Source organism: Sphingobacterium zeae, from assembly GCF_030818895.1.
In the GTDB taxonomy this organism is placed as follows: Bacteria; Bacteroidota; Bacteroidia; order Sphingobacteriales; family Sphingobacteriaceae; genus Sphingobacterium; species Sphingobacterium zeae.
In genome coordinates, this window is the sequence record NZ_JAUTBA010000001.1 from 962,860 (window position 1) to 982,477 (window position 19,618).

General features: G+C 43.4%; 14 protein-coding genes. 13 read left to right on the plus strand and 1 reads right to left on the minus strand.

From position 1 onward, the window contains the following. The first annotated feature begins 73 nt into the window (after nucleotides 1-73). Genes QE382_RS03980 through QE382_RS03990 form a run of 3 tightly spaced genes read left to right on the plus strand, consistent with a single transcriptional unit; the run spans nucleotide 74 to nucleotide 5,257 of the window. Entirely contained in the window at nucleotides 74-2,584 is a 2,511-nt protein-coding gene (locus QE382_RS03980) for an L-rhamnose mutarotase (protein WP_307184777.1), read from the plus strand. 1 nt (nucleotide 2,585) lies between these two features. Continuing rightward, nucleotides 2,586-3,680 carry a Gfo/Idh/MocA family protein gene (locus QE382_RS03985; protein WP_307184778.1) on the plus strand — a complete coding sequence of 365 codons (1,095 nt, stop codon included), beginning with the start codon at nucleotides 2,586-2,588 and terminating at the stop codon, nucleotides 3,678-3,680. Continuing rightward, nucleotides 3,677-5,257 carry a sodium:solute symporter family transporter gene (locus QE382_RS03990; RefSeq protein WP_307184779.1) on the plus strand — a complete coding sequence of 527 codons (1,581 nt, stop codon included), beginning with the start codon at nucleotides 3,677-3,679 and terminating at the stop codon, nucleotides 5,255-5,257. The genes QE382_RS03985 and QE382_RS03990 overlap by 4 nt, the downstream gene beginning before the upstream one ends. Before the next feature lie 5 nt (nucleotides 5,258-5,262). Here the strand turns inward: QE382_RS03990 and QE382_RS03995 are convergent, their stop codons facing one another. Beyond that, entirely contained in the window at nucleotides 5,263-6,039 is a 777-nt protein-coding gene (locus QE382_RS03995; RefSeq protein ID WP_307184780.1) for an IclR family transcriptional regulator, read from the minus strand. A gap of 381 nt (nucleotides 6,040-6,420) precedes the next feature. On the opposite strand from QE382_RS03995, the gene QE382_RS04000 reads away from it, so the two are divergent. From QE382_RS04000 to QE382_RS04045, 10 genes are read left to right on the plus strand one after another with little or no spacing between them, the layout of a single operon-like run. Next, complete coding sequence (locus tag QE382_RS04000) at nucleotides 6,421-7,584, plus strand: ABC transporter substrate-binding protein (RefSeq protein ID WP_307184781.1); 1,164 nt, start codon at nucleotides 6,421-6,423, stop codon at nucleotides 7,582-7,584. Further along, a complete protein-coding gene (locus QE382_RS04005) occupies nucleotides 7,577-8,728 on the plus strand; it encodes a CaiB/BaiF CoA transferase family protein (protein ID WP_293956946.1) in 1,152 nt (383 codons plus the stop codon). The genes QE382_RS04000 and QE382_RS04005 overlap by 8 nt, the downstream gene beginning before the upstream one ends. A 1-nt stretch (nucleotide 8,729) precedes the next feature. Next, the gene (locus QE382_RS04010) at nucleotides 8,730-9,872 is read left to right on the plus strand and encodes a CaiB/BaiF CoA transferase family protein (protein WP_307184782.1); all 1,143 of its coding nucleotides are present in this window, start codon (nucleotides 8,730-8,732) and stop codon (nucleotides 9,870-9,872) included. After that, the gene (locus tag QE382_RS04015; protein ID WP_307184783.1) at nucleotides 9,865-10,191 is read left to right on the plus strand and encodes a hypothetical protein; all 327 of its coding nucleotides are present in this window, start codon (nucleotides 9,865-9,867) and stop codon (nucleotides 10,189-10,191) included. The genes QE382_RS04010 and QE382_RS04015 overlap by 8 nt, the downstream gene beginning before the upstream one ends. A gap of 7 nt (nucleotides 10,192-10,198) precedes the next feature. Next, nucleotides 10,199-11,092: an extracellular solute-binding protein gene (locus QE382_RS04020; RefSeq protein WP_307184784.1), complete on the plus strand. Its 894-nt coding sequence runs from the start codon at nucleotides 10,199-10,201 to the stop codon at nucleotides 11,090-11,092. After that, nucleotides 11,080-12,165, plus strand: a complete 1,086-nt coding sequence (locus QE382_RS04025) for a Gfo/Idh/MocA family protein (RefSeq protein ID WP_307184785.1) — start codon at nucleotides 11,080-11,082, stop codon at nucleotides 12,163-12,165. Before QE382_RS04020 ends, QE382_RS04025 begins: the two co-directional genes overlap by 13 nt. A 53-nt stretch (nucleotides 12,166-12,218) precedes the next feature. Then, the gene (locus QE382_RS04030; protein WP_307184786.1) at nucleotides 12,219-12,671 is read left to right on the plus strand and encodes a MaoC/PaaZ C-terminal domain-containing protein; all 453 of its coding nucleotides are present in this window, start codon (nucleotides 12,219-12,221) and stop codon (nucleotides 12,669-12,671) included. An 11-nt stretch (nucleotides 12,672-12,682) separates the two neighbouring features. Next, nucleotides 12,683-13,978: an L-fucose:H+ symporter permease gene (fucP, locus tag QE382_RS04035; protein WP_307184787.1), complete on the plus strand. Its 1,296-nt coding sequence runs from the start codon at nucleotides 12,683-12,685 to the stop codon at nucleotides 13,976-13,978. 59 nt (nucleotides 13,979-14,037) lie between these two features. After that, entirely contained in the window at nucleotides 14,038-16,269 is a 2,232-nt protein-coding gene (locus tag QE382_RS04040; RefSeq protein WP_307184788.1) for an alpha-L-rhamnosidase-related protein, read from the plus strand. After that, nucleotides 16,247-19,567: a glycoside hydrolase family 2 TIM barrel-domain containing protein gene (locus tag QE382_RS04045; RefSeq protein ID WP_307184789.1), complete on the plus strand. Its 3,321-nt coding sequence runs from the start codon at nucleotides 16,247-16,249 to the stop codon at nucleotides 19,565-19,567. The genes QE382_RS04040 and QE382_RS04045 overlap by 23 nt, the downstream gene beginning before the upstream one ends. Nucleotides 19,568-19,618 lie beyond the last annotated feature (51 nt).

The window sequence follows — 19,618 nt, forward strand, 5'->3', positions numbered from 1 at the left end:
TATTGATAGCATTGTTCTGAGGCCATAAGCCAAGGTGAAACGAAGTAGTATGATATTTTAAAATTATTTTCAGATGAAGCAGACAATTCTCATATGGGTCTTTATATTTTTTTCGCTAGCTGCGTTCTCAGCTCAGGGAGGAGAGATCTATGTGGGTAAACAAAGCAACAAGGAAAAACGGGATGGCACCCGGGGAGCTCCATTTTCATGTTTGGAGGATGCCCTGCGTGAGGCTAGGGAATGGCGACGATTAAACGATCCGCGTATGCATCATGGCATCACAATCTGGATTCAAGACGGACAATATGTGCCTTCCCAAACAATTTTTATCCGACCTGAAGATAGTGGAACTGTCCAAAGTCCCACATGGATAAAATCAGTGGGCAGAGAGGCTATATTGTCCGGAGGAGTTACTATTGAAGGTTGGCAGCCCGTAAAAAATGACAAGCGATTGGATCCTGCTATAGCCAAATATGTTATGGTGGCAAATGCCCCCCAGGTCGGTGGCAAATACCTTTCTTTCCGCCAATTGTGGGTTGGCTCACGTAAGGCGATCCGTGCAGAAAGTCATGATGATGCTCATTTGCCAAGGATCATTAATTGGGATTTTAAGAAGCAGGCTGCTATTATTCCTAACGTATTTCCTGAAAAATTTCACTATAAAGCGGGAATGGAATTTTTTATACATCAATGGTGGGCAATAGCACAGCTTCGTATTCGTGAGACGATTGTTACAAAAGATAGTATCACACTATTTTTTCATGAACCGGAAGGGAAAATCCAGAACGAACATCCTTGGCCAAAGCCATGGCTATCCAAAGAACACGGCAACTCTGCATTTCGCTTGGTGAATGCGCTTGAATTTTTGGATCAACCTGGAGAATGGTTTTTGGATGAAGAAAATCATAAAGTATATTATTACAAAAGGCCTGATGAAAATGTAGACCAGTTAGATGTTGTTGCTCCTTACTTGGAGACAATTCTGACAATGCAAGGTACATTAGAGACGCCTGTTAGCCATGTGTATATCGAAGGGTTGAAATTTCAGCATAGTGCCTGGTTAAGACCTCATTATTACGGTCATGTTGCTTTACAGGCAGGTATGTATTTTTTGGATGCGTATAAATTAGCTAAGCCGGGGACTGTTGATAAAGCTGGGCTGGAAAATCAGGCTTGGTTGGGGCGCCCGCAAGCTGCAGTCCTACTCCGTCATACCGCGTTTACGAAAATTTCTGCCTGCCGTTTTGCTCATTTGGCCGCGACAGGAATAGACTACCGGGCCGGCAATTTAAAAGATAGTTTAAATGGAAATCTATTTCAGGATATTGGCGGATCCGGAATATTGCTCGGTCAGTTCTCAGACGAACAAATGGAAGCACATTTGCCTTTTCAGCCCAACAACGAGCGTATCTTGACCGATGGTGTTGTCGTCAGTAACAATCTAATCCAAGATATTGGAAATGAGGATTGGGGAACGGTGGGGATTGGCGCCGGATTTGTCCGCAATGTAGCTATTACGAACAATGAATTGCTGGATCTTCCGTACACAGGAATTAGCTTGGGCTGGGGCTGGACACCTACAGTCAATGCCATGCGAAATAATCGTGTTTTAAAAAATAAGATCACACGTTATGGTAAATACATGTATGATGTAGCTGGTATTTACACCTTATCGGCACAACCCGGAACAAAAATTCAAGAAAATTATATCGATAGCATCTATGTGTCACCTTATGCGCATATTCCTGAGCATTGGTTTTATCTCTATACCGATGAGGGTTCTGCCTATATGAATGTGAGTAACAACTGGTTTCCATCTAATAAAATATTGAAAAATGCCAATGGGCCGAGTGTTGAGTGGATAAAAAATGGCCCCGATGCGGATGTCTGGGTCAAAGACGAAGCAGGCATCGGTCTGCGTTATACCTATTTGTTGTCTGAAAAACGATCAATTCCTAAAAATGCCTCTTTCAATGCCTATATTCCTTTTACCAAACCTGTTTTTTTCCAGATCTATGATCCGCAACACAAATTGACAACACAAGCAATCAAAGGGTTTTTGGCAAAAGAAGGAGTGGGTGCTGAACAGATATATCGATGGAACGATTACACGCTCGTCATGACCAGTGATGAGATTGGTAAAAAATTAGCGAGTGCGTGGATTGCTCATTATCCTGAGGTTGAATACAAATTGTTTACCGATCTGTTCTACGACTTTGACCGAAGCCGCTGTGCTGGTAAAAAAGAGATTGATACCGATTTTGTGCTACTGACCGCCCAATTGATCGATGATAAGAAAGAACAGGAGGCCTATTACAACGCACATAAAACACAATTTAAAGAATGGCCCGAGGTTGCGGCAGGTTTCTGTAACGCTGGATTTGACGAAGTGCTCGTCTATCGCAATGGGCGTCAGCTGATGTTATATATTTCTTTTCCAAAAGGACAGGATTTTAAAACAATTGATCTGTTGACAACCAAGGATAATCCACGAGTTGTGGAGTGGAACAAACTCATGAGTTTCTATCAGGAAGGTATTCCCGGAACCCAAAAAAATGAAAAATGGATTTTTTATAAACAGTAAAATGGAAAATATACAGCAGTTAAAATTAGGGATTTTAGGATTAGGTGAGGGGCGCAGTACGATGTCAGCCGCATTGCAAAGCCCTCACATCGAATTGGTCAAGATTTGCGATCTGAATGAAGAGCTTGGACGCAAGCGGATGAAAGAGTTTGACTTTCATGCTTATACCAATGACTATCAGACCATGCTGGATGACGAAGATATTGAAGCCATTGCCATATATACTCCGGATCATCTACATGCGAAGCACATCGAGCTAGCATTGGCACATGACAAACACGTCATCTGTACCAAACCTTTTATCGATAATCTTGCTGATGCCAACGCTTTATTGGAACGCGCAGCTCAGAAAAATAAACGTGTTTTTGTCGGACAGAGTTCCCGTTTTTTTGAACCGGTAAAAAAGCAAAGAGAAGATTTTGACGCTGGACTTATTGGTGACTTAATTACGATCGAAGGTTATTATCACGCTGATCACCGCTGGTTTTTGGATAAACCTTGGTCTTTGCAGTCTTCTTTCAAATGGCTTTATGGAGGATTGAGCCATCCAGTTGATTTCATCCGCTGGTACCTCCCCAATATTGAAGAGGTGATGGGCTATGGCATGTTGAGTGTTAATGGGAAAAAAGGTGGGCTTCAAAATGTTGATACGATGCATTTTATTTTTAAAGCCGAAGATGGCCGGGTCGCCCGTGTGAGCGGGGCGTATACGGGTCCTGTACAGCCTGTCACACGAGATAGCGAAATGAGCTGTATTCTAAGAGGGACAGAAGGGGCGAGCCAAGCTGACTATATGGACCTTCGTTATGCGATTACCGATAAAACCGGTGAAGAGCGCATGTTGACTTGGGAGCATAAACTAAAACACTATTTCCGTTTTGAAGGAAAAAGCCATCACGCTGGTGAGTATCAAAATTACCTAGAGCATTTTGCAAAAGCCATACGTACTGGAGAGGAAGCCTATCCAGATATGAAAGAAGGTATTGGGACAATAGCTTTATTGCAAGCTATGGATGAATCATTGACAACAGGAAAGCCTGTCCGTCCGCAGGAACTGCTGGAAAGATATGGTGTCGACTTGAGCTTAGGAAGATGAACAGTATCTTAGACAAGTTAACCATTTACGACTATTGCATCGTCGTAGCCTATTTGTTAGTATTACTGACAATCGGCCTCTTGTCATCTCGTAAAAAGGTAGAAGGGGCAGAACACTTCCTAGCCAGCAAATCCTTAAGCTGGTACAGTATTGGCTTCAATATGTGGGCCACCAATGTTGGGCCATCTATGCTGCTCGCATTCGCTACAGTAGGTTATACAACAGGTATAGTTGCAGTCAATTTTGATTGGTATGCTTTTATCTATTTATTTTTGTTAGCGGTGGTGTTCGCACCCCGCTATATTGCTACTGGAGTACGTACCTTACCCGAGTTTATGGGCAAGCGGTTTGGTCCAAATACGCAGACTATTCTGGCTTGGTATTCATTGGTAAAAATGCTTATTTCATGGTTGTCGTTGGGACTATTTGCTGGCGGATTTTTAGTGCGGCAGATTTTAGGTATTCCCATGTGGCAATCGGTTACTGTTTTAGTCTCCCTAGCTGGTCTGTTTGCGTATACGGGTGGATTAAAGACAGTTGCTAAAATCAATATCTTTCAGATGATCTTGCTGATCGCCGTGTCGGCTTTTTTAACTTTTCTGGGATTGTCCAAAATCGGAGGGTTAAGTGCTTTGGCACAGCAGACTCCGACTAGCTATTGGTCATTGATCAGACCTGCGAGTGATCCAGATTACCCCTGGTATGCCATCGCCTTAGGATATCCAGTGGCAGCGATCGCTTTTTTCTGTACGGATCAAGCCATGGTACAATCAGTTTTGGGAGCCAAAAATCTCGAACAGGGGCAACTAGGAATTAACTTTATCGCTTGGCTCAAGATACTTTCCTTGCCGTTGTTTATCCTCACCGGTATCATCTGTTCGGTTTTATTTCCGGGACTTAAAGACCCATCTCTTGCTTATATGACGATGGTGACTAACCTGTTTCCTACAGGCCTGAATGGATTGGTAATCGTGGTGTTAATTGCTGTATTGGTGGGCACCATTGGTTCGTCGCTTAATTCCTTGAGTACGGTGTTCACCATGGACATTTACCTCAAGCATATTCGACCAAAAGCAAACAATCAGCAGATTACGCAGATAGGGCGATATACGGTGATTATGGGCTGTTTAACTTCGGTTTTCGTCGCACTGGCGATCGATCAAATTAAAGGACTTAATCTTTTTGATGTGTTCCAATCTATCCTTGGATTTATCGCGCCCCCTTTAGCGGTCGCTTTCCTGATGGCTGTGTTATGGAAACGGACTAATCGAGCAGCTATTAATACCATTTTAACCTTAGGAGCGCTACTAAGTTTGGGCACAGGAATATGTTATCTTTGGATATTTCCTAAAGATGTCTATACTTTTTGGCCGCATTACTTGATGCTTTCATTCAGTTTGTTTGTTCTATTGCTGCTTATTGGAATTGGTGTATCGCTGCTCCTTCCAAAATCAGCTTACGAATTAGCACATCAGCATATGGTCGATATCAAGATGGGAAAGCCAAGTAACCGGGTTAAGATCGCTTGGACAATTTTATTTGTCGTAATGCTATTGTTGTACACGGTGTTGAAATGACTTTTTCACCTTAATCCGAGATTGGATTCAATTTGTGATCGGCATTTTTCTAGGCTTGTTACAATGTCCTCCGTGGATACAGTATGCTCAGTTTGACGTCGGATGAGTTTTGAAACAGTGAGGCAGGCGATTATACCTGTTTCGTTGGTTCCAATAGGGACGGAAATATCGATAATGCCCTCTGCGTAAGCACTGGGCATCTCATAAAATCCTTTCATTCTAATATCTTCCAAATCGCTGTCAAACTGTTGACGCTCTGTTTTCTTCAAGCTTTTGTAATAGGAATCAGCTCCTAAAATGGATTTTCTTTTTTCAGCATCTGAAAAACTTAAAAGAAGCTTGCCAGAAGCCGTTTGTGAAGTATTGTACAGCTTTCCTTCTTCAACCACGATGCTGATGGGGGATGATCCTTTGGCGTAGGAAATTACCATGACTTGGTTATCGTAGATCACACAGAGATGACATGGATCCTTAATTTCATTAGAGCTCTCTTGCATTGGCAATAATGAGGTGGCCCGTAATTTCTCTACAAAAGAGTGGCGATGCGATAGATAGTATAACTTCAGGGAAAGCGAATATTTGGATGAAATCTGATCACGATGAATATAGCCATTGGACTCCAGCGAGGCAAGCATCCGATAGATCTCATTGGGACTTCGATTTAAGCCAAGGGCGATCTCGGATTGTGATTGCGCCGTTGGTTGCAAGGCCAGAAATTCCAGGATCTGCAATCCCTTTTCGAGTGCTGGCGCTTTATATTTATCGGAGCTATTTAATGTCATAAAATATTTTGCTAACAAATGATTGGGATAAAGATAAAAAAAGTATTTGAAGAGGCGTTTTTAGCGATTCAAAAAAACAGGTTAAATTTTTATATTCAAATATTGTATTTATATTTGAATATTATAAACCGCTTTTTTCATTGCGAAAAAGCATTAGAAGGGAAAAAGATTATAAACATATTTAATACCAACATTAGATTACAGTATTGCGCTGCTTATGCTATATTATCTTGCCTGGATAATCAAGAAAAACAGGATAAAAATAGCTACAACTACAATGTTATGTTTTACTGTTTTTGGAGATTGGAATAACTTGATGTTTGGTAATCAAATGGTTGATAAGGATCTCAACAAGACTACATAAAATAATACATAAATACAATGACAGAGAAAATCCGGTTAAAGGGGATTACCTGGGGGCATTCGCGAGGTTTTGTGCCAATGGTTGCAACGGCACAACGTTATGAAGAATTACATCCGGAAGTAGAGATTGTTTGGACAAAACGTACTTTGCAGGAATTCGCTGATAAGTCGGTAACGGATTTAGCCAAGGAATATGACCTGTTGGTGATCGATCATCCGTGGACGGGACATGCCGCTGCTAAGGGGATGCTGGCTCCATTTGATGATTATCTGTCTACGGAGTTTTTGGCCGGTCAACAGGCGAATAGTGTTGGGAAGTCTTATGAAAGCTACAACTTTCTAGGCAAGCAATGGGCCTTGGCTACAGATGCGGCGACACCAGTGGCTGCAAGTCGCCCAGATATTTTACGTTCGCTAGGTGTGCCGCTCCCGCGTACCTTTGAAGAAGTCCTGGCCTTAGCTAAAGCAGGACGGGTTGGATTTTCACTGTTGCCGATTGATTCTTTGATGCACTTTTATGGTCTTTGTTGTTCTTTGGGTGAAGAACCTTGCCAAAACGACGAAAAAGTAATCAGCGAAGCCGTCGGGGTACAGGTCTTAAAATTATTCAAATCACTTGCGGATGAATTGGATGCTGGATTTTATGAGAAAAATCCATTCAAAGTGTTCGAAGAAATGACGCAGCGGGATGAAATTGCCTATTGTCCATTTGCGTATGGTTATTCCAATTATGCGCGAACTGGTTATGCCCGTAAAGTATTGCATTTTCATGATTTAGTGTCGTTAAACGGTACGCCAATGATTAGCACACTGGGTGGTGCGGGATTAGCAGTATCCTCTCAGAGCAAACATATTGCTGTGGGTATGGATTACGCCCAATTTGTTGCGTCACCAGAAATTCAGGCAACATTATATGTCGAAAATTGTGGTCAGCCGGGACATTTAGGTGCTTGGGAAGATGAGCAAGTCAACGCCTATACGGCCGACTATTTTAAAAATACCCTGCCTACATTGGAGCGTGCCTATCTGCGCCCGCGGTATGATGGTCATCTGTATTTTCAGGATCACGCCGGTGATATTGTAGTTGACTATCTCAGACAGGGCGGGGATGAAGTTGCCGTATTAGAAAAGATGAACAAGATGTATCGGGAATCATTAGTGGACAAAGAAGACAATGGATAATAAACCACTGGAAGGACTTTTAGTTCTCGAGTTTTCACAATTTATGGCCGGGCCAACCGCTGGCCTGCGGTTGGCTGATCTCGGCGCCCGAGTTGTCAAAATCGAGCGTCCTGGCGCCGGAGAAGGCGGACGACAGATTGCGATTAAAAATATTTTTGTAGATGAGAGCAGCCTGGTGTTTCATACCATTAATAGAAATAAAGAATCGTATGCGGCCAATTTGAAAGACGAAAATGATCTGGAAAATATTAAGAAATTAATCCGTCAGGCGGATGTAATGACACATAACTTCCGGCCGGGGGTGATGGAAAAGATCGGTTTGGATTATGAAAGCGTACGGAAAATCAATCCAAAGATGATCTATGCCACAGTAACGGGCTACGGTAATGAAGGGCCATGGTCCAAAAAACCGGGTCAGGATTTGCTGGTGCAGTCGCTGTCGGGACTTTCTTGGCTATCAGGCTGTGGGCAGGATGGACCAGTACCTTTTGGATTGGCTGTGGTCGATATGTATTGCGCGACACATCTGACACAAGGTATATTGGCGGCATTGTTGAAACGTGCCCGTACCCAACAGGGCGCTCTTGTTGAAGTCAGTTTGCTTGAATCTGTGTTGGATATGCAGTTTGAAATGCTGACCACACATATCAATGATGGACGTAAGTTGCCACAGCGCTCGGCTGTTCGAGGCGCAGGCCATGCTTATTTAAGTGCGCCCTATGGACTTTATAAGACACTTGATGGTTATCTAGCTTTGGCTATGGGCAACGTGGGACATATTGCAGAAACAATAGGTCTGTCTAGTGAGCCTTATCAAGATGCTTCAACCTGGTTTTCGCGACGTGATGAAATATTGGAGGCCTTTGCTACAGTATTGTGCCAGAAGACCACCAGCGAATGGGTATCCCGTTTGGAATCGGAAGGGATCTGGTGTGGTGCAGTCAACGATTACCATCGTTTTTTTGAGGAGCAAGGTTTTAAGGAGACAGGGATGTTGCAGGAAGTCAGTTTACAAGACGGTACCGCGCTAACCACCACCCGTAGTGTTTACCAGATTGATGGAAAGCGTTTATATGCGGACAAACCTGCACCAAAAGTGGGTCAGCATACTGCATCAATTGTTCACGATTATTTAGAAAATTAATATGTTACCATTAGCAGGCTATACCGTAGTCGACTTTAGTCAATTTTTATCCGGCCCATTAGCAAGTTTACGGCTAGCCGATTTAGGTGCGCGGGTGATAAAAATAGAAAAACCAGAGACGGGTGATATTTGCAGGCAATTATATACCTCGGATACCATACTCAATGGTACTTCAACGGTGTTTCATGCCATTAATCGGAATAAAGAAAGTCTGGTGTTGGACTTAAAAAGTGAATCCCACAAACAGATCATACGTGATTTAATCGCACGGGCAGATGTGGTGCTGCACAATTTTCGTCCAGGTGTCATGGAACGTTTGGGCTTTGACTATGCAAGTGTCCGAGAGATCAATCCGACGGTGATCTATGGAGAAATTTCAGGGTATGGAAAAGAAGGACCTTGGGTGAAACGACCTGGACAAGATTTACTCTTGCAATCACTTACCGGGATGACCTGGTTGAGCGGCGACGCAAATAATGGTCCAGTGGCCATGGGACTTTCCATTGTGGACATGTTTGCCGGCTCGAATCTATGTAGTGCCGTCTTGGCTTGCCTGTATCGTCGTGCGATACACCAGATGGGGGCACACGTGCATGTTAGCATGTTGGATTCTGCTGTAGATATACAATTTGAGGCTGTCACAACCTATTTTCGTGATGGTAAATTGTTACCCCAACGTAGCGAGGTGAGCAATGCACATGCATATTTGGCTGCGCCATATGGCGTTTATCGTACTCAAGATGGTTTTCTGGCACTTGCTATGGGCTCTATTCCTTTTCTTACCAAGTTATTAGAGTGCACAGCGCTGGAAGGCTTCGCGGACGGTGAACAGGCTTTCCGCGAAAGAGATACCATTAAAGCGATATTAACGGAACACTTGGCAACAGCATCGACGGCGCATTGGTTGGCAATACTGGAAGCAGCAGACATCTGGTGTGCCGATGTATTGGATTGGCGCCGTTTGACCGAGCACGATGCTTTTAAAGTGCTAGACATGCTACAGGAAGTAACGATGGGCGACGGCTTCCATTATGAGACCACCCGTTGTCCGATTCGTATCGATGGCGAGCGTTTGACTGCGACAAAAGGTTCGCCCAAATTAGGTGAGCACACCGCTAAAATACTGGAGGAACTGTATGGATAAGTTACGTTTTGCTGTCCGGAAATTCGACCCCTTTGAGCGTGCCCTGGAGAAATGTTGGGTGGCTTATCAGGAGCTATATCCATCGGATATGGAGATAGAGTTTGTTCCATTAGATTTAGAGGAATTGACAGCAGCCTTCTTTGAAAACCAAGGCCTTCATAATGGTGATTGGGATATTGTCCATATCAATACCGATTGGATCGCACGTGCTTACGATACGAAAGGTTTAGCTAATCTCGATCTTATGCTCGATCAATATCCACCCGAAGAACGCGGAGTGTGCATGGCCCGAAAGTTTACAGGCTTTACAACGTTTTGATGGACAAGTGTTTGGTTTACCTTTTCATGATGGTCCCGAATGCCTGGTCTTTCGGAAAGATCTGTTCGATGATCCACAGGAGCAGAACCGTTTTCACGCGCTTTACGGAAAGCCTTTGGCTGTTCCAACAACCTGGACTGATTTTTTAACCGTTGCCACATTTTTTACCCGTCCGGAAGATAATTTGTACGGAACCGTGTTTGCCGGTTATCCTGATGGACACAATGCGGTATTCGATTTCTGTATTCAACTTTGGTCCCGTGGAGGCGATTTGCAGCAAGGAGAGATACCTGTTAAGCTGGATCAGCCATTGGCTGTAGAAGCATTGGATTTTTATAGAGGGTTATTTAAAGAGAATAGGGGATTGCACCCCGAATCGGCCAATTATGAATCCGTGCAGGCCGGTGCCGCCTTTGCGCGGGGAGAAGTAGCCATGATGGTCAATTGGTTTGGATTTGCATCCTGGGCACAAATTGATGCGGCGTCGGCAGTGCAAGGTAAGGTAGATGTAGCAGCCATTCCTTCAGCAGAAGGGGGAATGTCTCCTTCATTAAATGTGTATTGGTTGTATGCAATCCCAGAAGGTAGCCGTCATAAGCAGTTGGCTTATGACTTTATACGTTTTGCAGTCGGACGCCAACAAGATAAGCTGCTTACTGTCGAAGGCGGAGTAGGCTGTCGTTATTCCACCTGGTATGATTCCGAAATCAATCAGATGATACCCTTTTATAATAAATTGGCTGAATTGCATGATACTGCACGTACATTACCGCGCTTGGCCAACTGGCCGCAGATTGCACATATCATTGATGAGACCGTCATAGCAGCGATTAATTCCGAGGAAAGTAGTCTTTCATTATTGACTAAAGCACAGAAAAAACTAAATACATGGATAGGATAGACATTCAATATAAAACCTTATTACCCCAAATGTCTTTGCCCATTATTATAATAGGCGCAGGCGGTATAGTGAAAGATGCACATCTCCCGGCTTATCGTAAGGCCGGCTTTCATGTGCATGGTATTGTCAATCGTACAAGGGCGAAAGCAGAAGCATTGGCACAGGAGTTCGGTATTCCGAATGTGTACGATACGGTGGCGGATGCCGTCGCGCAGGCACCCGAAAATGCGGTGTACGATATGACGACTATGCCGAATATCTATATCGAAACCTTAGAGACTTTGCCCGATGGAGCAGCGGTATTGATCCAAAAGCCGATGGGCGATTACTATGCCGATAGCCAGGCAATCTTGGAGGTCTGCCAGCGCAAGGGTTTGGTGGCTGCGATCAACTGTCAGTTGCGTCAGGCGCCTTTTGTCAATGCGGCTCGTTGGCTGATCGATCAGGGCTACATCGGCGAACTCTACGATATGGAGGTGCGCGTAGCCGTGCATACCCCTTGGCAGCTTTTTCCACACGTGATGGTGCATCCGCGTTTGGAAATACTGTACCATAGCGTGCATTATATAGACCTGATCCGTTCTTTTTTGGGTACACCGGCATCGGTTTATGCCAAGACCTTGAAGCATCCAGCCAAAGAGCTATCTTCGAGCCGGACAACCTTGTTATTTGATTATGGGGATACTATGCACGCGGTGGTTAATACCAATCACGACCATGAATTTGGACCGCACAACGAAGAAAGTTACATCAAATGGGAAGGGACTAAAGGAGCGATCAAAGCTACAATGGGCTTATTGATGGATTATCCGCACGGCGTGCCCGATGTATTTGAATATTGCATTAAACCGACCGACGGTAGTAAGCCGCAGTGGGTACAATTCCCGATCGAAGGGACTTGGTTCCCCGATGCCTTTATCGGAAGCATGGGTAGCTTGATGCGCTTTAAACTGGGCGAAATTGCTGTGTTACCGGCGGCGGTGGAGGATGTTATCGAGACCATGGCCGTCGTGGAGGCTGCTTATAAAAGCAGTGCTCAGGGCGGTGTACCTATCGTAGAGACTAGAAAATAAAGATTGGAGATCAGCGAGCAGGAACTTGAGGTTATAAACATAAATTAAACAATATGCATTTTGAATCGATTTTTTTTGAAGACTATATATTAAACGACAAACGGACGACATTGGGCCGTACGATTACCGAAACAGATTTTGTTGTTCATGCTGGACATACAGGCGACTTTTTTCCACATCATCTCGATGCGGAATGGTGCAAGACCCAACCTTTTGGACAGCGCATCGCGCACGGAACAATGATCTTTGCGATTGGTATCGGACTGACGGCCTCAGTTATTAATCCGGAAGCATTTTCCAAAGGCTACGATCGCCTTCGTTTTGTCAAGCCTGTGTTTATTGGCGATACCATTCGTGCTGAAGTGACTATTTCGGAAAAATCCGCTGCGAAAAATCCGGAGTTCGGTACCGTAGTTGAACATGTGGAAATTATCAATCAACATGCTGAAGTCGTACTGGTTGCAGACCATATCCTGCTGGCAAAACGCAAGGAAGCGTCAACTTAACTGATAGGGACATGGAAATCGGTACAAAATCATCGATCAAATCAACCGAGACATTGTCTAATAAGCGCTACCTGCTTGCTTTCGTTCTGATTGTCAGTCTGTTTTTTTTATGGGGTATGGCTCATAATTTAAATGGCATTCTGATTCCGCATTTGAAGAAAGCCTGTCAGTTGGATAATAGCCAGTCAGCACTGGTAGATACATCAATATTCTTCGCTTACTTTATTATGGCTCTACCGGCAGGTTATATATTACGCAGGTGGGGTTATAAGCTGTCTATTATTATCGGACTGCTGACTTTTTCCGTCGGCGCATTTTTATTTCTCCCTGCGGCAGATCACCGGATGTATGAGCTCTTTTTACTGGCTTTATTTATTATTGGTTGTGGACTAGCTTTATTAGAAACAGCGGCTAATCCCTATGCTGCAGTTTTGGGCAAGCCCGAAGCGGCAACCCACCGCCTTAATTTGGCGGCCTCTTTTAATGGATTGGCAGCAGTGGTGGCACCAGTGATAGGTACGACCTTTATTTTGTCGGGTACGAGCTATTCAGAAAATGAACTGGCGGCTATGACAGAGAGCAGTCGCTTAGCATACCTGCTCCATGAGGCATCTGCAGTAAAAATGCCTTATTTGATATTAGGATTAATCCTAGTTGTTGTAGCGTTCATCTTTTTATTTATAAAACTACCTGAAATACAAGGTGATAAAGTCGAAGGAGATAAAGAGAAAAAGACTGGCTTATTTACTGTACTTCGACACAAGCACTTGAGTTTTTCTGTGATCGCGCAGTTTTTCTATGTTGGAGCACAGGTTTGTGTAACGAGTTTTTTTATTCGTATGGCACAGCAGGGAGCAGGTGTCGATGAGAAAACTGCGGGGTATTTCCTAGGTGTATATGGTTTGCTCTTTATGGGCGGACGTTTCGTCGGTACCCTATTGTTGCGTTATACGACCGCGCAGCGTTTATTGGCTATTTATGCTGTTTGTTGCGCTATATTGGCAACTGTAGCCATTTCAGGTACAGGTATGATCATTTTGTATGCACTAGGTGGACTTGGCTTCTTTATGTCAATTATGTTTCCAACGATCTTCTCACTAGGTATTGCTGGACTAGGGAATGAGACGAAACAGGCTTCTTCTTGGTTAATTATGTCCATTGTCGGAGGCGCGGTATTTCCATTTGTAACGGGAAATATTATTGATGCGGTACATGATAATACACCGATTGGCTATAGTGTACCCTTGGTTTGTTATCTCGTTATTTTATGGTTTGCACTGAAAGGATATAAACCGGCAAAAGCCTAAGTTGTGTCTCAGCGTGTATTTTAGTGAGCAATTAAAAAAATATAGCGCGTGTTTTACTAGTGAAAAACACATATACCGCCGAAGTTAACATTGGTTTTGGTGTTAGTGAATTGATTAACAATGATTCGAATATGAATAAAATTATTTTAATTATAGGTTGTTTAATTGCAACAACGACAGCATTTGCACAACAAATAAGTACCTGGATCTGGTATCCTGGAGATTATGAAGTGTGGTTGAGCAACAACATGCAAAATCGTCGTACGGACAGAGGAACCTTCTTTCCTCCGTTTTGGAAGATGGATAGTCACTATGTTCTTGTCGAGTTCAGTAAAGAATTTGATTTGCCTGCTGATGAAGAAATCAGTATTTATGCCGAAGGTAAATATAATGTCAAGATCAATGGAAAAATGCTTCCCGGTGCACCTACTAAAGTGATGCTTCAAAAAGGAAAGCAAAAAATTAATATTAAAGTTTACAATCAGGGGAATGTTCCGGCACTGTATGTTGCAGGAAAAAACGTAACGACAGATAGCGATTGGAACGCAACCTATGAAGATAAGGAATGGATTGATGAGACAGGTAAAGCGTCTGATCAATCTGGAACAAGCTATGTGAAGGCTGGTAAATGGAACTTTAACGGACCAACAGCTCGACCATCCACGTTTAAATTGCCTGTGAAACCACAACAGGCACTTTCGCAAGAAAAACAAGGCAAAGGTATCTTGGTCGATTTCGGAAAAAATACATTTGGTTTTCTTACCCTGCATAAGCTTGTGGGGACAGGCCGATTGAACATCTATTATGGCGAGTCCCGTGAAGAAGCACTTTCGACGAAAACCAGCGAGACCATTGATCTTCTTGAGATACATAATCAACAGCCACAGGATAGTACTCTTGATCTATCCAAAGCTTTCCGCTTTGTTTATTTAGAACCCGAAGGTACAGTGAGGTTCGATGAGGTATCCATGCAATACGAATACCTACCAGTTGCAGATCGCGGGTTCTTCCGTAGTTCCGATAACGAATTAAACAAGATATGGGATGTAGCCAAATATACCATGGAGCTAACCACACGTGAGTTTTTCATTGACGGTATCAAACGCGATCGCTGGATCTGGAGCGGTGATGCCTATCAGTCGTATGCTATGAATTACTATTTGGGCTTTGATTCCGAGTCCGTCAAGAGAACGATTTTAGCCTTACGGGGTAAAGAGCCTACAATCAGCCATATCAATACCATAATGGATTATACCTTCTATTGGTTTTTGAGTATCGCAGATTATTACCGTTATACCGGTGATAAGGAATTTATAGCAGGCATCTATCCACGTATGAAAAGTCTGATGCAGTTTTGTTTGGATAGAAGAAATAGCGATGGTTTGATGAAAGGTTTAGCTGGCGATTGGGTATTTATTGACTGGGCCGAAGGTCTCAGCAAGCAGGGGGAAGTGAGCTTTGAACAATTATTGCTGTGCCGCAGTCTCGAAACCATGGCGATGTGTGCCGATTTGGTTGGCGAGCCGAAAGACAACCAACACTATCAACAAGAAGCTCAACAACTCAAAGATAAGCTATTTGCCTATTATTGGAACGATCAGAAAAAAGCCTTTGCACATAGTCGTATTGATGGTAAGCAAACCGATAACGTGACACGCTACAGCAATATGTTTGCGATTTTTTTTAATTATCTGAACGAACAGCAACAGGCAGGCGTGAAGGCTAATGTCTTGTTAAATGATCAGGTACAACAGATTACCACCCCTTATATGCGTTACTATGAACTTGAAGCATTGTGTGCACTTGGTGAAAAGGACTATGTGATGAAAGAGATGAAAGACTATTGGGGCGGTATGCTAAAACTGGGTGCGACGACCTTCTGGGAAGAATTTAATCCAGCGAAAAAAGGAGCCGAGCACTATGCGATGTATGGAAGAGATTTTGGTAAGAGCCTTTGTCATTCGTGGGGAGCAAGCCCGATCTATTTGCTGGGCAAGTATTATCTTGGTGTACAACCAACGGCTGCGGGTTATTCGCAGTACGAAATCAAGCCCTATTTGGCATCCTTAGCGTGGATGCAGGGAAAAATACCAACACCAAAGGGTGAGATTGAACTTTACGTGTCGAAAAACAAGATCAAGGTAAAATCACCTGTTGGAACAGGGACATTAAAACTGCGGAGCAAGGTTGTTCCACGTGTAAAACAAGGTCAAGTAAAACATATCTCAGGAAACGACTATGAACTCGTTTTGGAAAAAGGAATAGCATATGAAGTCGATTACAAATACTAGGTTATATAAAAAAATAGTCGTATCCAAGCTGAGTGTTGCCCTGTTGCTGTCGATGTCTGCGATTTCAGTACAGGCACAAACGGTTGACGGTAAACCGGCGGTCATCCCACCGGTGCCGAATGGTCATATTGCCGCGCCTTGGGAAAATCCGATGATTACTTCCATCAATAGAGACCCCTCACGTGCGACAGGATATTCTTATGCCACGATTGAAGAAGCCTTGAAGAATGAAAGAGAAACAAACAAACGGATGCTTTTTTTGAATGGCGAATGGGATTTTAAATTTGCCTTTAAACCGGCCGATGCACCGCAAGATTTTCATTTATCCGAGGTCAGCGGATGGGACAAAATCCAGGTGCCTTCCAATTGGGAGATGGAAGGTTATGATATTCCCATTTACCGTTCGGCAGTCTATCCATTTAGCCCAATTGATCCGCCGCGTATTCCCAAAGATTACAACGGTGTCGGATCTTATCAAAAAACATTCGAATTGCCCGAATCTTGGGATGGAATGAATATTACCTTACATTTTGGAGGGGTTATCTCTGCCTATCAGTTGTGGATTAATGACAAATACGTAGGTTATGCGGAAGACTCCTGCCTGCCATCTGAATTTAATGCCACACCCTATCTTAAAAAAGGTAAAAATCGCATCTCTATCCAAGTCTTGCGTTGGAGCGATGCTTCCTATCTAGAAGATCAAGATCATTGGCGTATGAGCGGTATTCACCGCGAGGTATTTTTGATGGCCGAGCCAAAAGTTCGTATTGCTGATTTTCATTGGCAGGCAACTTTAGATGCTGATTATCAAGATGCCAAATTCTCGCTTCGTCCAAAAGTTGATAATTTTTCAGGCGACAGCATCAACGGTTTTACGCTAAAAGCACAGCTGTATGATAGCAAGAATAAACCTATTTTCGACAAACCATTAGAAAAAGATGCTTCGGCTGTCGTTGATGAAATCTATCCGAGATTGGACAATGTGAAGTTTGGACTAATGGAAACAACGCTCAAAAATCCAAAGAAATGGTCGCCGGAAGAACCTAATCTCTACCGTTTAGTACTGACATTGTACGATAAAAATAATCGATTGCTAGAAGCGAAGACCTGTCAAGTAGGGTTTCGGAGCATCGCTTTCTCTCCAAACGATAGCAAACTTCTGATCAATGGTAAAACGACCTACCTCTATGGTGTCAACCGTCATGATCACCATCCCGAACGGGGGAAGGCACTGACACGGGAGGATATGGAAGCGGATATTCGCCAAATCAAACAATTTAATTTTAATGCGATCCGGACTTCTCATTATCCGAATGATCCCTATATCTATGAGCTCTGTGACCGTTATGGTATTATGGTGATGGATGAAGCTAATATGGAGACCCATGGACTTGGTGGAAAACTCATGAACGATCCCTCCTGGCTGGCGGCACTTCAGGAACGTGTCACACGCATGGTGGAACGGGACAAGAATCATCCTTCGATTATCATCTGGTCGTTGGGGAATGAATCTGGAAGAGGTCCGAATACAGCCGCGATGGCTGCCTGGATCCATGATTTCGACATCACACGTCCTGTACATTACGAACCAGCTATGGGTAGCCATCAGTTGCCGGGCTATATTGACCCTTCAGATTCTCGTTATCCAAAATCCAACGATCACGCGCATCGGATTCAAAATGTAAAGGATCAATATTATGTCGATATCGTGTCGCGGTTTTATCCGGGCATTTTCACCCCCGCGCTCCTACTAAATCAAAATAATGGCGATAATCGGCCTATTCTCTTTGTTGAATATACCCATTCCATGGGCAATTCGACCGGTAACATTCGTGATTTCTGGGATATCTTTCGTACACATCCCCGTTTGATCGGTGGTTTTATCTGGGACTATAAGGATCAGGCCTTGATTCGCAAAGATTCCGTTTATGGTAAAGTGCTGGCTTATGGTGGCGATTTTGGTGAAAAGGTGCATAATGGCGCTTTTAGCCTGAATGGCATTACCGACGCTTGGGGACGCCCAAAAGCGGCGATGTACGAAAATAAGCGCATCTATCAGCCTGCAGAGGTCACTTTAGTTGATCCAGAAAAGGCCACGGTACAAGTCAAAAATAGATCAGCGGTGCTCAACCTAAATCATTATGATGCTGTCTTATTATTCCGCAGAAATGGGCTGCTGGTAAAAGAAGTACCAATATCGGCCATGAATCTGGCCGCAGGCGATTCTGCACAGGTAAGCTTTGCCAAATATTTACCTTTCAAGCGTGCCGCAGATCAGGAATATCAGCTCGATATTCAATTTCGTTTACGGGAAGTGACTGCATGGGCTCCAGTTGGATTTGTGGTCTCTTCATCGCAAGTACGCTTGCAGGAACAATCCAATGTCCTACGACCTTTATCATACAATGGAGGTAAGCTGATTAAGACAGAAACTACCGATAAGTATTATATCGCAGGCAAGACATTTCAGGTCAGCTTTGACAAATTAACCGGAAGTTTGACTGCGTTTAATTACAAGGGACAGGAAATAATCAAAGATGCCATTCGCCCAAACTTTACGCGGCCGGCTACGGACAATGACCGCCGGGGCTGGAAACCGGAGAAAAAACTAAAATACTGGTATGGCACACCAAAAGTAGTGTCGGTAAACGCGCAGGAAAAAGATCAAGGGTATGAAATACAGACACTGTATGCCCTTGCAGCTGATTCTGCACAGGTAAAAGTGATCTATACGGTGAAAAATCCAGGTATTGTGTCAGTAAACTACCAGTTGCAGGTGAAGGCTGGATTACCTAATATCCCAAAAGTTGGGCTCCAAATGGGTATCAATCCGACATTTGAAGACATCCAATACTATGGCTTAGGGCCGATGGAGAATTATCCTGATCGTGCTTATGGTTTTGACCTTGGTGTCTATCACATGAACATCGATCAATTGATGGAGCATTACCTTTATCCACAGGAGAACGGAAATCGGATGGATGTACGTTGGATGCACCTCAAAAATAGAAATTCGGGTCTTTTGGTTGTCGGCAAACAGCCATTGCATATGAGTGCATGGCCTTATTCACAAAAAGCGATTGTCGAAGCAAAGCACTGGTTTAAATTGAAAAAAGAAGATAAGATTACCTTAAATGTCGATTTAAAACAGATGGGTGTCGGTGGAAATGATACTTGGACAGATGTGTCGCAACCGTTGGAAAAATATCAAATTCCAGCACAAGACTATAATTATTCCTTTTATTTGATTCCGACAGATTTGAAACAATCGATCGAGGATTTCGTAAAATCTAATTAAATAAATGAAGATTAGAAGGAAGCTATCTAGTAAGTAAAGTTAAACCCTGTA

Excerpts from the sequence above, each read along its gene's own strand:
- QE382_RS03980 (WP_307184777.1), top strand. The coding sequence starts at position 74 with ATGAAGCAGACAATTCTCATATGGGTCTTTATATTTTTTTCGCTAGCT.
- QE382_RS03985 (WP_307184778.1), top strand. The coding sequence starts at position 2,586 with ATGGAAAATATACAGCAGTTAAAATTAGGGATTTTAGGATTAGGTGAG.
- QE382_RS03990 (WP_307184779.1), top strand. The coding sequence starts at position 3,677 with ATGAACAGTATCTTAGACAAGTTAACCATTTACGACTATTGCATCGTC.
- QE382_RS03995 (WP_307184780.1), bottom strand. The coding sequence starts at position 6,039 with ATGACATTAAATAGCTCCGATAAATATAAAGCGCCAGCACTCGAAAAG.
- QE382_RS04000 (WP_307184781.1), top strand. The coding sequence starts at position 6,421 with ATGACAGAGAAAATCCGGTTAAAGGGGATTACCTGGGGGCATTCGCGA.
- QE382_RS04005 (WP_293956946.1), top strand. The coding sequence starts at position 7,577 with ATGGATAATAAACCACTGGAAGGACTTTTAGTTCTCGAGTTTTCACAA.
- QE382_RS04010 (WP_307184782.1), top strand. The coding sequence starts at position 8,730 with ATGTTACCATTAGCAGGCTATACCGTAGTCGACTTTAGTCAATTTTTA.
- QE382_RS04015 (WP_307184783.1), top strand. The coding sequence starts at position 9,865 with ATGGATAAGTTACGTTTTGCTGTCCGGAAATTCGACCCCTTTGAGCGT.
- QE382_RS04025 (WP_307184785.1), top strand. The coding sequence starts at position 11,080 with ATGGATAGGATAGACATTCAATATAAAACCTTATTACCCCAAATGTCT.
- QE382_RS04030 (WP_307184786.1), top strand. The coding sequence starts at position 12,219 with ATGCATTTTGAATCGATTTTTTTTGAAGACTATATATTAAACGACAAA.
- fucP (WP_307184787.1), top strand. The coding sequence starts at position 12,683 with ATGGAAATCGGTACAAAATCATCGATCAAATCAACCGAGACATTGTCT.
- QE382_RS04045 (WP_307184789.1), top strand. The coding sequence starts at position 16,247 with ATGAAGTCGATTACAAATACTAGGTTATATAAAAAAATAGTCGTATCC.